Annotated in this window: 16 protein-coding genes; 3 read left to right on the plus strand and 13 right to left on the minus strand. The window is 61.6% G+C overall.

The features are described 5' to 3' along the window. The first annotated feature begins 7 nt into the window (after nt 1–7). Complete coding sequence (locus CH302_RS04310) at nt 8–841, plus strand: SDR family oxidoreductase (protein WP_037190886.1); 834 nt, start codon at nt 8–10, stop codon at nt 839–841. Nucleotides 842–927: 86 nt separating this feature from the next. On the opposite strand, the gene CH302_RS04315 is transcribed toward CH302_RS04310, so the two are convergent. From CH302_RS04315 to CH302_RS04345, 8 genes are all read right to left on the minus strand, one after another. Then, nucleotides 928–1455, minus strand: a complete 528-nt coding sequence (locus tag CH302_RS04315; RefSeq protein WP_037190883.1) for a hypothetical protein — start codon at nt 1453–1455, stop codon at nt 928–930. A 260-nt stretch (nt 1456–1715) separates the two neighbouring features. Beyond that, a complete protein-coding gene (locus CH302_RS04320; RefSeq protein ID WP_037190882.1) occupies nt 1716–2081 on the minus strand; it encodes a DUF6188 family protein in 366 nt (121 codons plus the stop codon). Between the two features lie 3 nt (nt 2082–2084). After that, nucleotides 2085–3200 carry a WXG100 family type VII secretion target gene (locus CH302_RS04325; protein ID WP_141216598.1) on the minus strand — a complete coding sequence of 372 codons (1116 nt, stop codon included), beginning with the start codon at nt 3198–3200 and terminating at the stop codon, nt 2085–2087. A 135-nt stretch (nt 3201–3335) separates the two neighbouring features. Continuing rightward, nucleotides 3336–3677 carry a WXG100 family type VII secretion target gene (locus tag CH302_RS04330; RefSeq protein WP_230596282.1) on the minus strand — a complete coding sequence of 114 codons (342 nt, stop codon included), beginning with the start codon at nt 3675–3677 and terminating at the stop codon, nt 3336–3338. Next, entirely contained in the window at nt 3634–3942 is a 309-nt protein-coding gene (locus CH302_RS30840; protein WP_082323671.1) for a WXG100 family type VII secretion target, read from the minus strand. The genes CH302_RS04330 and CH302_RS30840 overlap by 44 nt, the downstream gene beginning before the upstream one ends. Before the next feature lie 146 nt (nt 3943–4088). Beyond that, nucleotides 4089–4400 (minus strand): hypothetical protein, encoded by a 312-nt coding sequence (locus CH302_RS30520; protein ID WP_230596281.1) that lies wholly within the window; start codon nt 4398–4400, stop codon nt 4089–4091. Between the two features lie 11 nt (nt 4401–4411). Then, entirely contained in the window at nt 4412–4732 is a 321-nt protein-coding gene (locus CH302_RS30525; RefSeq protein ID WP_230596280.1) for a hypothetical protein, read from the minus strand. Between the two features lie 79 nt (nt 4733–4811). Beyond that, nucleotides 4812–5435, minus strand: a complete 624-nt coding sequence (locus CH302_RS04345; protein ID WP_037190878.1) for a DUF4352 domain-containing protein — start codon at nt 5433–5435, stop codon at nt 4812–4814. A 167-nt stretch (nt 5436–5602) separates the two neighbouring features. Between CH302_RS04345 and CH302_RS04350 the strand changes: the two genes are divergently transcribed. Together CH302_RS04350 and CH302_RS04355 are read left to right on the plus strand one after the other, a co-directional pair. Further along, nucleotides 5603–6808 carry a sensor histidine kinase gene (locus CH302_RS04350; protein WP_369679436.1) on the plus strand — a complete coding sequence of 402 codons (1206 nt, stop codon included), beginning with the start codon at nt 5603–5605 and terminating at the stop codon, nt 6806–6808. 38 nt (nt 6809–6846) lie between these two features. Continuing rightward, complete coding sequence (locus CH302_RS04355; RefSeq protein WP_037190875.1) at nt 6847–7500, plus strand: response regulator; 654 nt, start codon at nt 6847–6849, stop codon at nt 7498–7500. Between the two features lie 170 nt (nt 7501–7670). On the opposite strand, the gene CH302_RS04360 is transcribed toward CH302_RS04355, so the two are convergent. The 5 genes from CH302_RS04360 to CH302_RS04380 form a co-directional block, all read right to left on the minus strand. Then, the gene (locus CH302_RS04360; protein ID WP_037190874.1) at nt 7671–8123 is read right to left on the minus strand and encodes a hypothetical protein; all 453 of its coding nucleotides are present in this window, start codon (nt 8121–8123) and stop codon (nt 7671–7673) included. A 156-nt stretch (nt 8124–8279) separates the two neighbouring features. Continuing rightward, complete coding sequence (locus CH302_RS04365) at nt 8280–9434, minus strand: hypothetical protein (RefSeq protein ID WP_037190873.1); 1155 nt, start codon at nt 9432–9434, stop codon at nt 8280–8282. Continuing rightward, nucleotides 9431–10309, minus strand: a complete 879-nt coding sequence (locus CH302_RS04370; protein WP_141216599.1) for a hypothetical protein — start codon at nt 10307–10309, stop codon at nt 9431–9433. The genes CH302_RS04365 and CH302_RS04370 overlap by 4 nt, the downstream gene beginning before the upstream one ends. 199 nt (nt 10310–10508) lie before the next feature. Further along, complete coding sequence (locus tag CH302_RS29925; protein ID WP_052047688.1) at nt 10509–13223, minus strand: GAP1-N2 domain-containing protein; 2715 nt, start codon at nt 13221–13223, stop codon at nt 10509–10511. Beyond that, nucleotides 13223–15658 (minus strand): hypothetical protein, encoded by a 2436-nt coding sequence (locus tag CH302_RS04380; protein ID WP_052047687.1) that lies wholly within the window; start codon nt 15656–15658, stop codon nt 13223–13225. Before CH302_RS04380 ends, CH302_RS29925 begins: the two co-directional genes overlap by 1 nt. Nucleotide 15659 lies beyond the last annotated feature (1 nt).

Here is a 15659-nt window from a genome sequence, read left to right on the forward strand (position 1 = left end):
TTCACTGATGGAGCTTGATGTGTCCCGTGGCACCGACATCGCGATCGTCGGTGCCACGGGCAAGACCGGACGAGCAGTCGCCGCTGCCCTCGACGGCGTGGCGGTGGTACGGCGACTAAGCCGTTCTGCGACTGACTTTCCGGTGGACCTGGAGACCGGTGAAGGCCTTGTCGAGGCATTCACCGGGTGCCGCGGCGTGTATTTCATCGCGCCCAACGTGCATCCGGATGAGCCTGCTCTACTGTTGCGGGCGCTGGAAGCAGTGGCTTCGGCAGGAGTCGACCACGTCGTCTACCATTCCGTGGCCTGGCCCTACAGCCCGAGCATGCCGCACCACATGGACAAGGCTCGATGCGAGGATGAGCTACGTGCCTTCGGTTCGGCGCGGGGCTTGCACTGGACCATCCTGCAGCCCTGCGCGTATGCGCAGAACTTCGAGTCAATTCTGACCGGTTCTCCGAGTGTCGTTGTGCCCTACAGCCTCGATGCGAAGTTCTCCTTCGTCAGCCTCGACGATGTGGCCGAGGTGGCTGCCCGGATTCTGGTCGAGGGTCCGGATCAGCACCACGGGGCGACATACGAACTCGGTGGACCGGATGTCTTGAGCGTGCGAGACGTGGTGCGTCTGGTCGAGGCGATGACGGGTCGGGCGGTGTCGATGGAGACAATCGGTGTCGGCGAGTGGATGAGCGTTCACGGCACCGAATTGAGTCCTGATGCACAACAGCGACTCTCGGCCATGTTCGAGTACTACAACGACCGGGACTTCCTGGCCAGTAGCACTGTCACGGCCACCTTGTTGGGGAGGTCCCCGACGCCGATTCGCGCTCTGGTCTCATAGCAATCGCCTGCAGCCTACTTTTCGGGAATGTGAACGGCCTGTCCGGCTCGACGGGACGATGGGTCTCCGGGATAGGCCCCGGCCTTTCATCGAATCGATGCCGATGCTTCGTTTGCGTGCAGGCGAAAGCTTTGCGCATCCTCAGCTCTGAGGCGAGCCATCTCGCCTACCGTCCTCGACGCCCATCGCTCGCTCACCAAGAATGCAAGTAGAACGAACGGCGACAGAAAGCACAGCGCAACTGCGGGCCAGACTGCGTTCGGAACGCCGACGAGCGCGAGACCCGAAGCCACGACAACGGCTGCCAGCGTGACCGCGTAGAGAATCTCGATGTAAATTACCCGCCGATTGCTTCGATAAAATGAGAACCGAGCGAAGACACGTGCTACCGCATGATGCCCGTCCATTTCGCGCTCCTGTGCCTCCATGACGTACCCGTCCTCCCGCAACCTCTTCGCTTGCGCGAGGGCCAGGTCCCTCGTGCGAAACGCTTCGTCGATCAGCGTCGACTTCGTATCCCTCAGGAGGTACTTCCACACGCCGAACATCGCCGCAGGCGTCAACGCGGAACCCAACATCAACCAAATTCTCTCGACCACAGCTGCCCCGTCCATGCGTTTCCCCGATCGTTGACGATTTGCTTGACTCGTCCGAAACCGTATCTGCAGGGTCTGACAAGGGTGCGTGTCCCGGACGTCAGCTGCTGATCGTCTCCCACGATGCTCACTACCTCGTCCTTCGGCGCACGAAAAGCATTCGCGCAGTCGTGAGTTGAGACGGACGAATACACGCGCGACCGCCGAAACCGAGACCAGCATGAAATCGCGTATCGCCTCGTATCAATCGGCATGCATCCGTGCTGGTACCGCTGCTTTCAGCCCCAGGCTGTGAGCCCCCCGCCGGCCACACTGACCGCCTTGAAGCCTTGGGGTGCCGCCACGGTCCAGGCTTCGAAATCGGGGTCGAAAGGAACTTCAAGGCTTGCACGGTCGGCAAACTCGATTCGCAGGTCGCCGTCGTCGGAAGCGTGCGCACGCACGACTTGTCTGCCCTCGAGACGCCTGACAGCGGTGTTTTCGGAAAGCGTTGCGTCGGGCGCACCTTGGAACCCCTCGGACTCAGGTTCATCGAGCCGAAAACTGGATTCGATGCGCAACTCGCAGTCATGATTCGTACGCAGCGCCAGGGAGAACCCGAACTCGAGGGACACGATCACTTGACCTACCAGTGGAATGTCCACGTGCTACCACCCTCTCGGGACTGAAAATGAGCCGTCCGGCTCGATGGGAAAGTGAGTCTCCGGGTTGGGCCCCGGTTTGCCGTCCAGGTTGACGGGCTGACCGTGTTCGTTGTAGTAGCGAACATACCCGTTCGGGTACCTCGCAGTCGGATCCATGATCCGCATCGAATCGGAATTTCCGGAGGATCCCGGTTTCTGCCACATCTCGCCCTTTCCATTCCGCACGGGGGAACGTACCCACCCAGTGGGAACATGCGGCGGCGGCCCCACCGGGGCAGGCTTCGTCCGCCTTCCCAGATCCTTGATACGGCCTAAAGTTGCACGCAGTCGCTTGAGATCCTTCGCGAATTCAAGCCTGGTACCCACACCTTTGGCTGACTTCCAGAGGACGATGGCATCTCGGACGATCTTGCCGTATTTCAGCACTGCTCTGGTCGAGGCACCAGCACCAGCAATAGCCCCGGCCCCAAAGGTGATGAACGAAGCCGCGATTGCCACGGCTACGGTTACCGCAAGTTCTTTCGCGAGGTCAGTGAGGATCGACTCGAGATCGTCGCGCAGTTCCACCAGCGACGCCTTGTATTCGGCACACGCGTCGCGCAGTTCAGCTGCTGCGGCAATCAAGTCTGATGCTGCTGCGCCCAATTCACGTAAGTCCTCATCGATGAATTCGACGTCGGGGCCAGTCGTATCGGCGAACAACGCTGCCGCCGCAGCAACATCCTGTGGCAGATTGGTCGATCCACTGCCCGTAGCGAGAACGTTCCACGCGCCCGAAGCGAGCTCCAGTTTAGCTGTGTCACCGTCTGGAATTGGTATTCCGATCTCACCGACCAGCCCGAGACCGTCGTCGAGCAACCCTTCGCCGGTTCCCCCTGCCGCCGGCGCTGGTGTGAGAACAGTCGTCTCGATGTAGTTCGGTAGCTCTGGCATGGTCGGCAGGCCACTTGATTGGCTGGCTGCCCACTCCGCGACGGCGTAGTTGTATCCGGCCTGGGTCAATACGTCACCGTAGTTTTCTAACGCCTCCACCAGATCGTTTGCGCCCAAATAGAAGTCGTTGACATGTTCGTCGTATCTTTCGGCCCAGGTGACACCTTCACTGTAGGCACCGGCCATCGAGCCACACTCATCCAACACACTCCCCGCGGAGCGCACTGCCTCGCACAGGCCCGATGCCGCTCTGAAACACACGTTGGCGGCGGCGTAGTAGGTCTCGGGATCCAGATGAATCTTATTTGGAGACAATGAATATCAACCCCGACCAAGCATTCTGAGGTTGGTTGCCACGGCATCCGAGTACTGGTGATGCGCATTTCTTAGGCGCGCCTGAACATTGAAGATTTCGTCGGTCAGCTCACTCACTGCGGCATGCCAAGCAAGGTGTCGTTCGGTGTAGGCGTCGGCTGCCTCACCGGTCCAATACGACCTCACACTCGCTGCCTGCGCGGACAGCTCAGCCACGTTTCGATCAATGGACTCGATCAAGCCGTCGAGCCTCGTGGCCAAAGTTTGGAGACCGTCCAGTTCGACGGCGAACTCAGCCTCGGACTCACTCAAGGTTGAGAACCGATACGCGCAGCGCGACTGAGTCATCTGCTTTCGCATAATCCCGAGTTGCTTGATCGAGCACGACCGCGATCGAAGCGAGCTCCCGTGTCACCACCCGAGCACGACTACACACCGACTCCCAGTGTGCATCGAACGCGCTACCGGACGCACCGACCCAACCATCGGCAACCCGTTCGATGTCAGGTTGTACCGAACCGAGTCCGCGAGCCAATTCATCGGCAACACGGCCGGTCGAACGGCACAAATCGTGTAGCTCCTCCAGCACCGCCGACAACGGTTCAGACCCCATCAATACCTCCCCCGGCTAACGTCGATTATCTGTTGACCTATGGAGCAACTGCCTGTTAGACGCAGCAGCGCCGTGCGCGGTTCCACTCGGATGACAGACGAGAGTCTCCATTGAGTGACACTGAGCCCGGCCGTCGCCGATCTCTCCTACTCCCCTCGCGCGCGTCTGCGATCTTCCGGGGTGAAGGCCGATACCGCACACGCATCGACATCGGTCGAGCGCTTCCGTTGCTGGTACTCCGCCACCGAATCGAAGGCAGCCGTCACACCGACCGACGACGAGACGTACGTCATCGACTTGTGCCGTTGAAAGCCCAGATCGGCACCCACCTCGACGGCGTCGATGTTCGATCCCAAGAACACGAAGTCCCAGCCGTGCTCGGCTTCCTGCCGTTGAATCAGCTCTCGCACAGCAAAATTCGCCCACTCCCGACTCGCGTTCTCGTGACCGTCGGTCATTACGAGTACCGTCACCGCGCCGGGACGTTCGTCCTCCAGCATCGTGGCCAGACCGGTGCCCACCTCGCTGACGAGCCGGCCGATTGCGTCGTACAACGCGGTGCTGCCCCTCGGCTCGAGCACGAGCGGCCGACGTCCTCGATGGGTGTGTTGTCGTAGACCAGCTCGTACCGATGGTCGAACTGCGCGAGCGTGACCACGGTCCGACCGTCGGCCTCACGCTCCTTGGCGATGAACGAGTCGAATCCGCCGCGGGTGTCGTCGGCGATGGAGTGCATAGAGCCGGAGCGGTCGAGCAGTGCGGCGACGAGGGACAGCTGAGGGTTGGTCATAGTTTCCTCCTTCAGGTCGCGGCCGACACTGCAACGAGTGAAATAGATTTGGAGAGAGTGCAAGTGCTGTTCGAGTCGGTCAACGGAGAGCGACCGTCGTGCCGCCCGAGAACGCCGAATCGTGCAGCTCGATCTCGGCAGGCACGGTCCCGACGGGGACATCGAACACAACCGTCGTGTCCAGCGCGTTGCCCGGGTTGATCTGTTCGTAGCCGATGCCCTCGTCGAGGTAGGCAGTCGCGAGGCTGTCGACCGAGTACTGCTTGCCGTCGGCGTCGAGCAACTTCTGCGAGGACGCGTCCAAGCTCTGTGCTCGATCGCCGATGTTGCGCACGGTCATCGTCACCTGAACGAACTCGCCCTGTGCGGTCTGCGTCAAGTACTCCGAGCCAACCGTCGCGACGGGTGGTGCGACCGTGGTGACGACGAACTCGAACTTGCCGTCGCGCACCGGGACACCGATCCCCGGACTACTCGGCTCAGCCGGTGCTGCGGGAGCCGCTTCCTCCGACGCCGAGGACCCGGCCGGCGCGGGAGCGGTCGGGGTCTCGGACGAGCCACCACCGACGAGCCGAATGATGACACCCAGCACGACGATCGCCAGGATGACGGTCAGGATCTTGTGTCGGGCAAACCAACTCTTCTTCTGCTCGGGAGCGGGCGGGGCGTACTGAGGCTGGGGGTTCGGGTTGTTGGTGGTCATGTCTGGATTCCTTCCGTTTCGACGATGCACCAACAACACCGCAGTCGGCCGTGTCCGCGCCTCGGCTGACCGGTCGGTGTCCCTCCTCCTTTCGGTCCCATCACCGGTCGTGATTTGGCCCGATCGGGCGATCCGCGGTGTCGGTGCTCCCCCGTACGCTGCTGTTCGTGAGCACGCATCGGACAGGCACCCTGCGCCGCAAAGCCTGGACGACGGTGGCGGTGGTCTTCAGCCTGTTCTGCTCGCTCATGACCGCCGGGCTGGCGGGCTCGTCGGGTACACCGGGATGGAACCTCGGCATCGGCGTCACGCTCAACCTGATCGCCGGTGTCGCCTTGATCTGGCGACACGAACGGCCATGGGTGGTTCTGGGACTGGCGTTGGCCGGGCCGCTGTTCTTCGCCACCGATGCGACGGCGGCGTTGATTGCCCTGTTTGCTGTCGGTGCGTTCGCGCGAACCAAGCCGCTCGTGATTGCTGCCGTCGCGGTGTACGTCGCGTGCGGAGTGTCGTTGTTGTACGACGCTCATCGCAGTCGGTACTACTCCGTGCTGACCCTCGGTTCGACGAAGGCCGAGGACGGATCCGTGCCGGTGGAGTGGGACGTCCCAGCGTGGATTCCGTGGGTCGTCGCGGCAGTGCTCGTCGGGTTGGTCGTGGGCGGGGCGGTGCTGCGACGCACACGGTCCGACCTGACGGAGGCTGTGGTCACCCGTGACAAGGTGACGGTGGAGTCCAACGCCCTTCGCGAGGAGATGCTGCTGAATGCGGAGCGCGCCCGCATCGCCCGCGACATGCACGACACCCTCGCCGCCAGCCTCAGTCGCATCTCGCTGTTCGCAGGCGGAATGCAGGTCAACAGTGCCGATGGGCCGGAGAAGGTCGCCCAAACTGCATCGATGATTCGGCAGACCGCCCACGATGCGCTCGACGAGCTCAAGCGCATCATCGGCGTGCTGCGCGGATCGGCCGACAACTCGGGCGGCGGCCGGCAGAGCGTCGAGGGCATCTCCGATTTGGTGCACTCGGCGCGAGACGCAGGCTTGCACACGTCGCTGATGCTCGACGTGACGCCCGGTGAGATCGGCGCTACGAGCAGTCATGTGGCGTATCGGGTGGTGCAGGAATCGCTCACCAACGCGCAGAAGCACGCCGCCGGTTCGACCATCCGAGTGGCGGTGTACGGGTCCGATCAAGCGGGCGTTCGCGTGGAGGTGCGCAATCAGCTGATGGGGCAACCGGCGTTCGAGCATGGCTCGGGTACGGGGTTGGCGGGGTTAGCCGAACAGGTCCGCGGGGTGGGCGGCACGTTCGGTGCCGGCGCGCAGCCGGGCGAGTTCGTGGTGTCGTGCTGGTTGCCGTGGTACTCCTGACGGGCAATGTCGGAGTGGCGTTCTAAGCTCAGCGAACCATGACAACGCCAGCCGTTATCACCGTTCTGATCGTCGATGACGACCCCTTCGTTCGGCGTGGTGTGTCGGACATCTTCGCGAAGACATCGGACATTGCGGTGGTGGCCGACGTGGAGGACGGCGACCAGGTTCCTGATGCAGTGGCGGCGTTCCGACCGCACGTGGTGCTGATGGATCTTCAGATGCGCCGGGTCGGTGGACTGGACTCCACACGCGAGTTGATGGCGCTGGCCCATCCCCCGAAGGTCATTGCGATGACGGCGATGGATGTGGACGATCTGGTGGTGCGCGCCATCGAGGCGGGGGCGCACAGCTTCCTGAGCAAGAGCGAGGCACCCGAGACGTTCCACCAGTCGGTTCGAGCGGTGGCATCGGGCAACACGTTGTTCAGTGAAGATTCGCTCAGGAAAATCGTGGCGACGTCGGTGGTGCCGGTGGCCCCGACATCGGTGTCGATGGACGTGCTGAGTCCGCGGGAGCGAGATGTGCTGCGTATCTTGGCTACTGGTTCGACCAATGCGGACATCTCCTCCGAGCTATACCTCAGCGAGACGACGGTGAAGACCCATATCTCCGGGATTTTCGTGAAACTCGGTGTGCGCAATCGAGTCGAGGCGGCATTGGCTGCCTTCCGGGCGGGAATGGTCACGTGAGCGAGCCGGGTCAGAACCGCTGACCCATCTAGCGCTCGTTCGCCAATCAACCTGCGTAACAGGACCCCGGCCGACCTAGTTCCAGGCGAATCCGATTACACGTCGAGTGATGTTGCATTGAAGTGCACCAATCACACGGTCCTGACCAGTGGGCCACCCACTCTTGAACCCTACAGACGGGTCGACGCGTAGTCGCAGTATCGCCTCGATGTCGGCAGCCACAGCGCACCTACGGCAATCAGGCCCAGCAAGACGATAACGGTTATCAACGGCCCGCCGAACAAGCCGAACAGCGAAATGACCGCGAGTGCGAGGGCCCAGGTTCGTGGCCAGTGCCTACCCTTGAACACAGCACGCGCGAACAGCAAATAGCCGCAGGCGAATCCAGCAGCGATCGCCACCATCACGAATACGAAGACGAGGGTAGCTCCGTCGATGTAGTCGTCGGTGTACACGGTTGCGATGCCAGACGGCTCTGCTCCAATCAGGGTCTGCAATTTTCCCTGCAGGTCGAAAATCGTCAGCACCCCGAGCAATGCAGTCAGCAATGCCAGCACTGCTGCGAGTACCAATGACGCGAACGCCACGTGCATGGACACCGGTCTGGAGATCAACGGAGCCACGGCCGGCGCGGTCCGAGCGTCTCGAGCTCTAGGAACCGCCGAGTATGCCGGTCCAGCATCGAAGCCGAATGGGTCGGACCCTGCGGGTGGCCGCGTTGATGCACCGTCCGCTCGGAACCACGGGTCATCGTTTCCGGACATGGCTCTGTCTCCGTTCTAGAGAATGCCGTTCTCGGACAACACCCACCGAATCGGATCAAGGCAGCGGAACGGTGAAATTCCGTTCTCATGCAACCGGCTACCCACAGGCGAATCACCCAGTGCGGACACTGCGAAGAACCTGTGCACGTAGGGGTGTCCCGTATTCGAGTTGACGACCGATCTGATGATCGGGCCCGCATCGAGCTTCTGCAACATGCTCTTGACTTCCTCGTGCAAAAGTCTGCCGTCTTCGTCGTCGTACGGCACCCCGATACCGGGATCACGCGAGAACGCTGCACCGGGATTGGACATGATCTGACTCCAATTACTCCCGCTGACGTACTGAAGTTCCTGCAACGCATCGAACTTGGAGAGGATCATGGCCACCCGCGGCGTACCACGGTCGATCACACCGGTGACTGTGCGAAACACTACTTTGGGGTCGCCGCCGTAGTTTCCCTGCATCGGAACCAGGTCACGAAGCTGGTCCGCTATCTCTTCGACGCGGAGCGGGTCGAACATGAACAGAACGGCGTCAGCGAGACCGAAGAATTGCCAAGGGAAACCGTCGGTGTTCGAGTTCTCGAGATCCTCGCCGGCGACGTCGCGAATCACGAGGTACTGGCGAACATTGCCCCAATTCCCCAAGCTGAAGATCAGCGGATCGCGTTGGTACGAGCTTCCTGTGTTGACCGTCGGGGTGGGTTGCAAGATCCCCCGTTCCTCGTAGAGGGGCTTTTCGTAGAACTCGCGGTAATTCCGCTCGGTCTCGGGGTTCGCCGGATCCACGGACTGCCCGCGCAGCTCGGCAAGTCGCTGGAGCTGCTTGATCATGACTGCGATGTAGACAGTCTTACCCGTCGCACGAGCGCCGGCCATCGTGATGCAGGTAGCGTTCCCCCACCGCCACGCCGGTGGCAGCTTGTAATGGCAGATCGGGCAAAGATCGACGGCAGGCCCACCCAGCTGCTCTTCACCGTAGTCTGCAGAAGGCGTCCAGTCCGGCGCAGCATTTTCGGGCTTGCGCAGTTCGACCGTCTGGCCCATCGTGACGGGTACTCCACTGAACGCAGATGCGCGTTTGTCCTCCTCGGTTCGCGTCGGCGTCTCTTCCGTCCACGCATACCACTCATGCGTCAGAAAGTTGAAGCAGCGCGGACACTTTGTCATTGGGCGGACCCTTGTACGTCGGCTGTAATTCGTCCAGTGAGTTGCTGCAGGAACGACCGGACAATCGTGTCGACTTCGTGCCGATTAGCGATCAGATACTCCGAGGTGTCAGTCCCGTTCGGCGCTGGGGAAACTATTGCGCCGGCGAAAGCGACGGCACGTAGGGCCGCACGGGAAGGCGAAGCGATCATCGTCGCGAAGTGAGAGTTCGCCGACTCATGTTTACTGACAATCGAATCGGTCGCGGAATCCGTCACCAGCACGATCATGGAATCCGGCTGAGCCTGCCCAAACTGCTCGCCGGTGCCGAATCCGACGCCGGGTAGAGCACTCGCAAGTTGCTGCTGCACGCTATCGGCAAGGTCACCAGCCGTCTCGAATGACGCTGCATCAGAGCGATTTCCGATAATACTGACTTTAGGCTGTCGATCGTAGGAGATGACCGTGGAAATGCCCGCCAAAATGTCCAGGATCGCGCGGACGCTTCCATCGGCGATAGCAGGGAGCATCGACGCACTCGAGTCCACTCTGACGTCGAGCATTGTTTGCTGACTGTCCGAAAGCTGATCGACCCGCAACACCGATCTGGCAGCTGCCCGCGCCAGCGATGCCAGTGGGCCGAGCTCTATTTCCGGCTCCTCCAGCCGTGTCACGACCGCGATTCGGTCACCGTCCGGTCCGATGGTCGCCAGTTCGAGGTAACTCAGACCGGACACATCGCGCGGCGTCAGCTGCGCCCTGTCCGGGTCTGAATCCTGTGAACTGTCGACCGCAACCGACACGTGCAGCGTGGTTCCACTGGGAAAAGTCGAGTTCCCCTGTGCCGGAACGGCAACGAGCAACATCTCGTGCTCGACTCTCGGCAGAATCAGCATGCCTGGGCTGTGCGCTATCACCGAAGGATCGGACGCTCCCCCGCGGCGGACGTCCAGAGCTGCCGATCCGGGTGCGCCAACCACCGACATCGTCACCATCAACGGCCGCTTCGGCAGGTGAGCTTTGCTCTTGCCGTCCAGTACGTATGTGACCATCAGATGGTGTCCTCTCGATGCTCGTGCACGGCTTCATTGTGTATCACTGCAGTTCCGTCCTGAATGCGGGCCACGACAGATCCGGTCGGGTCCGCAGGTCGAACTGGGCGAGCCACTCCTCGACGTACCGCCTATACGACGCGAAGATGATCTCGACCTCGACTGCTGAGAATTCGCGGATCGTCGGCCACATCGCGTCCCGCAAGGACTCCCAGTCCGAAGGCCCTGAATAGAGTTGGCGGCGGACAAGATCCGCGATGATGTCATCTTCGCGAGAGCGACGAGGTTGTTCCCGGTTCGATTGCTGGTCCGCATAGTCCAAGAACGATCGCGCGGCAATTCCCGCCACATCGACGACCCCATTCTCGATCAAAGCGCTCAGGAGACCGGACTGCGTATCAAATGCCGTTCTCAGCTTCTCTTTGACAACTGCCGGCACCGCAGACACGTCGCGGCCCCGTGACTGTGCGACGTAGAAGAGGACAGCAAGTTTCCGCAGAACGTCCGAGGCCATCTCGACCGGCGCGGTCGGTGTCTTGGCGTTCTCGCCGCCGAAATCAGCCATGACGACATCGAAATGCTCGTCGACCAGCTGACCAAGCTCATCACGTCTGAGTTCGGTCCATGACCCGACACCCCGTAGCGCACCCCATGAAACCGCAGCGCGATCTTGGGCATTAAAGGCTTTATAGTCAGAGATCATTCGATGGCCTGCAGCTGCAAGTTGCGCCAAAACAGTCCCGAGGCACCCAGAATCATTTTCGCTCACAATCGCAAAAAGCGCGGCCTCGGGTGGGATTGCGGTGCCGAACCGTGAGAACAAGACATCGAGGTCGTCGAACGACAAGGTATCCAAACGACACAGCGTGCGGATTTCATCAGCTCGTTCTGTAGCACCCGTTTCGCGCGCGTCGTTCAAGATCCCCCACAGCGCGAGATCGGCGAACTCACGCAAATTGGATTTTCCACGTTCCGGGTGCCACTGTGCAATAACTGTTCCGTAGACAAGCTCGGAGAACAGTGCAACGTCGTCTCTGAATTCCGGTTCGTCCTTCGCTTCCGCAATCTTTCGCAAGAACGGAATCTTTGGATAACTCGGAAACACCCATCGAAGAACAGCCTCATCAAAACGGTGGCCGAACGGAAGTTGCTGGGCGACCGGTGAAGTCGTCAGTGTCGGTCTGACGACTAGGTGCAGCGTCCGTTCATCGAGACCCCCCGCCAATTGAATAATCCTGCTACCCGACAAGGGGTCCGAGAACTTCGCAACCACCGTCTCCAATGCGTTGCACAGCAGGTCGACGACGTCGACGTCCACTGCAACATCGCAATTCGTCACCACGAGAAGGTCTGCGATGCGAAGGATGTGCACCGCCTGGTCGACCTTCTTGGTGAACTTGTCTTGCGCTGCCTCGATGTAGCCGTGCAGAACGGTCTGAACGGTTGCCGATAGAGCTCCGGGGGTAGGGCCGCTGAACACGGCACCGATCTCGCTGGCGCGATTGTTGGCCAGCCATTCTTTATCGATGATGGCGAGGCGGACAACATAGCTCAGCGCGACAGACGCAGGGCGAGAGTGTGATTGCGCCCTACGAAGACCCGCGACAGCTTCGGCTGTGGATTTCGGTGCTGACTCCTCGTCAACTTGATCCGAGACCAGGGCCAGACGAGACCCGGGTGCCAGGGCTATCGGGCGCTGTTCGGAGATGACCCGTGCGGCTTCCTTCCTGACGTCTTCCATGCCCGGCATCGATGCGACGGCCATTGCCAGCGGCCACATGGGCGACAGTCCACTGTCTCCGGCTTCGATGGCGATCGAATCCTGCATTCCGAGTGCGAGCAGCGCTGTCGAGTGATCGATCAGGACGGCCTGCGCCAACATCGACCACGGTGTGACAACCACGGCAGTTCCGGCTTGCGTCATGTGGGGTTCTGCATCGAGCACACCCAAAGTAGGGTCGTCGGTTTCGTCGAGCAACACGATGTCACCACGTCCGGTGAGCGCATCACGCTCGGAGCCGGGTGCCACTGTCAGATGAATCTTTCGCCGAATGCTCTCACTCACTGCGTCGGCTCGGTCGTGCGTACTCCAGCTGAGGTGGCGACTCGTGCCCGGAGACATGAGGTATTCGACCGCTCCTATCCACAGGGCGGCGGACGCCGAATTTTCCACCAAAAGAACGACGGGTGCGCCGCCATCCCACGAATGCACCACTGCGTCGAGCAAAACCTGCAACGTATTCTGCCGAAATACGCTGGCGTCGAGCAGGAAGTCGATGACGCGGTCCCGCGTGACAACGTCCCCGAACTCCGGCAATTCAGCTGATTCAACCGTTGCGGCCCGCGTATTGACCGGCCCGTACGGCATCAGCCACGACGGCGAACGCCAGACTTCGATGGGCCTGAACGGGGGTTCTGGTGCGTCGATTTCACGATCGAGCACGACGTGGGCGAAGACGTTTCCTGGCCGGCCCGAACCGTCGGTTCCCGCTTCCACCGTGTGCCAATATGCGGCACCTCCCGATACCTTCGCGTACATCAGTCGACGCTGCCGATTGTCGATGTCGGCCGGTGTCGGATACCGGTCGAGTGCCGGCACAAGGTCGAAGCGGGTAGCTACCCACGCGGTGAGTACCTCCCTCTCCGCCGAGTCGATACCCCCGGAGACATCTTTGACCTGCCATCCCCCGCCCGTTCCAGACCCGTCATCGAACGACGTGTAGATCAGATGTGCAAAACGTCCTCGGTCGGCCGTCATCAGCGATCAGGGCCCGCGTTGGGTTCGAGAACCAATTCCGACACGGCTGGATCCAACATGGCGAAGCCGCGTGCGCGTACCGGGTCGATGTCCAAGAACAGTCGCACATAACCCGGGCGACCTGTCACGTCCGCACTCCACCCCGTTGGCGTCCACTGCGGCACCAACCTCGGCGGAAGAAACTGACGCATTCCTCGTCCAGACGGGTCGTTCTGATCGCTCAGCGGCAGCGGTTCACCATCCCGAGCACTCAGTGGCAGTCGCTCGGGATTATGCACCAACATCAACGGAGCGGGCGGCTCCAGTTCGTTACCCGCAAAGAGGGTGACCCCCAAGCGTGTACCTCCGTTAGGTCCTGAAGTCCGATCGAGGGTGTACCAAATTCTGGTCAGGCCGGGGTAATCCAGCGATGTCACGGTTCCGGTCACCCGCTCCCCCCGCGAGTAGGCGATCGGAATCAGATGCAGGGCACAACCGTTGGGCGGAAGTGGCCGGAAGGTCAACCCACCAGCGTTTTTGTACTGAGCTGAAGAAATCTCCTGCTCGGGCCTGGACTCGAGGAGATCCTCTGGCGTGTGATTGCGTGGACCCAGGTACGCGAGCACGCTGGCCGCTGATTTCGGCCAACCGAACGTGACCAGCTGCGTGGCGCAACGCTCTACGATCTTCGCGTCGGTTACCGGCGGGATCGGGCGCGTCTGCACAGTCGTCTTACCCACTCGCGCAGAACCATTGAGGACGGTGACCGGTGTCAGGTACGCGCGATCCCAGCCTGTCGGCCAAGGAATTCGGCGCATCCTGGACGTGGAGGCGTCCCCTGCCTCGATCGGATGCGCCAGCTGCATCGCTCGCGTCAGGCCCTCAACTTCGATGGCCGCCTCGGGTAGCGCGGCGAAGCGAAGTCCGGCGTCGGGCGGAGTTTGCGTGCGGTAAACGAACACGTTGCCCGACTCCGGCGTCTTCCACGAAAGATCGAAAGACGGCTTATCCGGATGATCATCCGGGTGCACCGTCAGGTCATCGACGGGCGCGAGTACAACCGACACCAAAATCTCGCCCTGCGAAGCCGAAGATTGGCGAGTTCCTTCGCCGACGAGGACTTCGGACAGAGCACGGTAGAGGTACCGCTGCCCACGAGCGACGCCTTCGTCAACGAACCCGGTCAGATTGTCCTGATGCGATTCGATCTGGTATCTCGGATCGTTGTTGACAGGTGACGCGCCGTCCAGCGGGATCCGGAAGATGCGTACCGCCCGTGTACCCGACCACGCGGACCAACGACCGATGACACGCCCTTCATCTTCGCTGAGGACGAACTCCGACACCGGGCTGACTGACTCTCCCTGAGCGAGCTTGTCCGGTTGCTGCATCGTCGCGTCGGCGTTGTCGCGGCCGAGGTGGCACCACACCTGGTAATTGCGCACGGCCGATGTGGGGAATCGTTCGTCGATCCACGTCGTCCCAGTTGTGACGCCGAGAAGTTCGCCGGCTTCGGGTTTGTACGGTGCCGAGTTCTCACCGGACACAACTCGATAAAGCGCGACAGATCCCTCGGCGTCGGGATGCGGGGACCACGACAATCGTTGGCTCTCGCCCACTTTGGTCAGCGTCAACGAGGTGGGTACGAACGTGCTCTCGAAGTTGAACTCGCAGAAGTCTGCGTGGTCGAGGCCCTCCAACTCCGACGCCCCTGCAGACGGGGCGGCCGCCGGCGCGGGGGTTGGCCTCGGTGTGGGATGTGGCGGCGCGGGGGTTTGCTCAGTCGCCGGTTGCAGCCTGTGACTCGGCCGTCTCGGTGCGCGTTTCGGGGACGAGGAGGCCTGCTGCTCCATAGGTTCCCGCTCGGGGGGAACAACCGGTGCTACTCCTTCCTCCTTGTCGCCGAGAGCAGCGAACACTTCGGCAATGCTGCCTGCCAACGAGACCGATGGTCCGCGTAGCTGTTTGCGAATTTGGGCGGCAGAGGTGTGGCCGTATTTGATCAGATTGTGGAACGTAACGTCCTTGATCGACGCGGCAGCCGCATCACCGTCGGCAATTCGGTTCGCGCGCCAGGCGAAGAGCGCGTCGATCGGCTTGGGCTCTTCGTCCGTATTCTCAGTAACTTCGGCAACCTCGACAGGAGCGGCAACAGGCTCAGCGACAGGGGCAGGTTTTGGTTTCATCGGCCCACTGCGCGGCGTCCGCAGCTCTTCGGGCAGGTGGCGCACCACCTCGTTCGGGGCCATGCCAAACTTGATCTGATGGTTGATGTGCGCAATCGTTGCCGACCAATCGCGGGCTGCCGACGAGACGAATTCCGTCTCCCAGCTGTCGGGATGCGCAGCGATGGTGAGGATATCGGCCTGGGTCGGCACATCGAACCCGACGCCTGCGGCCGCATCGGCCCAATCGGTCAACGCGTTGGTACGCCGCGCTTGCTTGTCTGTCGCCATA

The organism is Rhodococcus sp. 15-2388-1-1a (assembly GCF_002259145.1).
In the GTDB taxonomy this organism is placed as follows: domain Bacteria; phylum Actinomycetota; class Actinomycetes; order Mycobacteriales; family Mycobacteriaceae; genus Rhodococcoides.

Coding starts and splice junctions, on each gene's coding strand:
- CH302_RS04370 (WP_141216599.1), bottom strand. CDS start 10,309: ATGCTGATTCTGCCGAGAGTCGAGCACGAGATGTTGCTCGTTGCCGTT.
- CH302_RS29925 (WP_052047688.1), bottom strand. CDS start 13,223: ATGACGGCCGACCGAGGACGTTTTGCACATCTGATCTACACGTCGTTC.
- CH302_RS04345 (WP_037190878.1), bottom strand. CDS start 5,435: ATGACCACCAACAACCCGAACCCCCAGCCTCAGTACGCCCCGCCCGCT.
- CH302_RS30525 (WP_230596280.1), bottom strand. CDS start 4,732: ATGACCAACCCTCAGCTGTCCCTCGTCGCCGCACTGCTCGACCGCTCC.
- CH302_RS30520 (WP_230596281.1), bottom strand. CDS start 4,400: ATGACCGACGGTCACGAGAACGCGAGTCGGGAGTGGGCGAATTTTGCT.
- CH302_RS04315 (WP_037190883.1), bottom strand. CDS start 1,455: ATGGACGGGGCAGCTGTGGTCGAGAGAATTTGGTTGATGTTGGGTTCC.
- CH302_RS04380 (WP_052047687.1), bottom strand. CDS start 15,658: ATGGCGACAGACAAGCAAGCGCGGCGTACCAACGCGTTGACCGATTGG.
- CH302_RS30840 (WP_082323671.1), bottom strand. CDS start 3,942: ATGGGGTCTGAACCGTTGTCGGCGGTGCTGGAGGAGCTACACGATTTG.
- CH302_RS04310 (WP_037190886.1), top strand. CDS start 8: ATGGAGCTTGATGTGTCCCGTGGCACCGACATCGCGATCGTCGGTGCC.
- CH302_RS04355 (WP_037190875.1), top strand. CDS start 6,847: ATGACAACGCCAGCCGTTATCACCGTTCTGATCGTCGATGACGACCCC.
- CH302_RS04325 (WP_141216598.1), bottom strand. CDS start 3,200: ATGGCCGGTGCCTACAGTGAAGGTGTCACCTGGGCCGAAAGATACGAC.
- CH302_RS04365 (WP_037190873.1), bottom strand. CDS start 9,434: ATGACAAAGTGTCCGCGCTGCTTCAACTTTCTGACGCATGAGTGGTAT.
- CH302_RS04330 (WP_230596282.1), bottom strand. CDS start 3,677: ATGACTCAGTCGCGCTGCGCGTATCGGTTCTCAACCTTGAGTGAGTCC.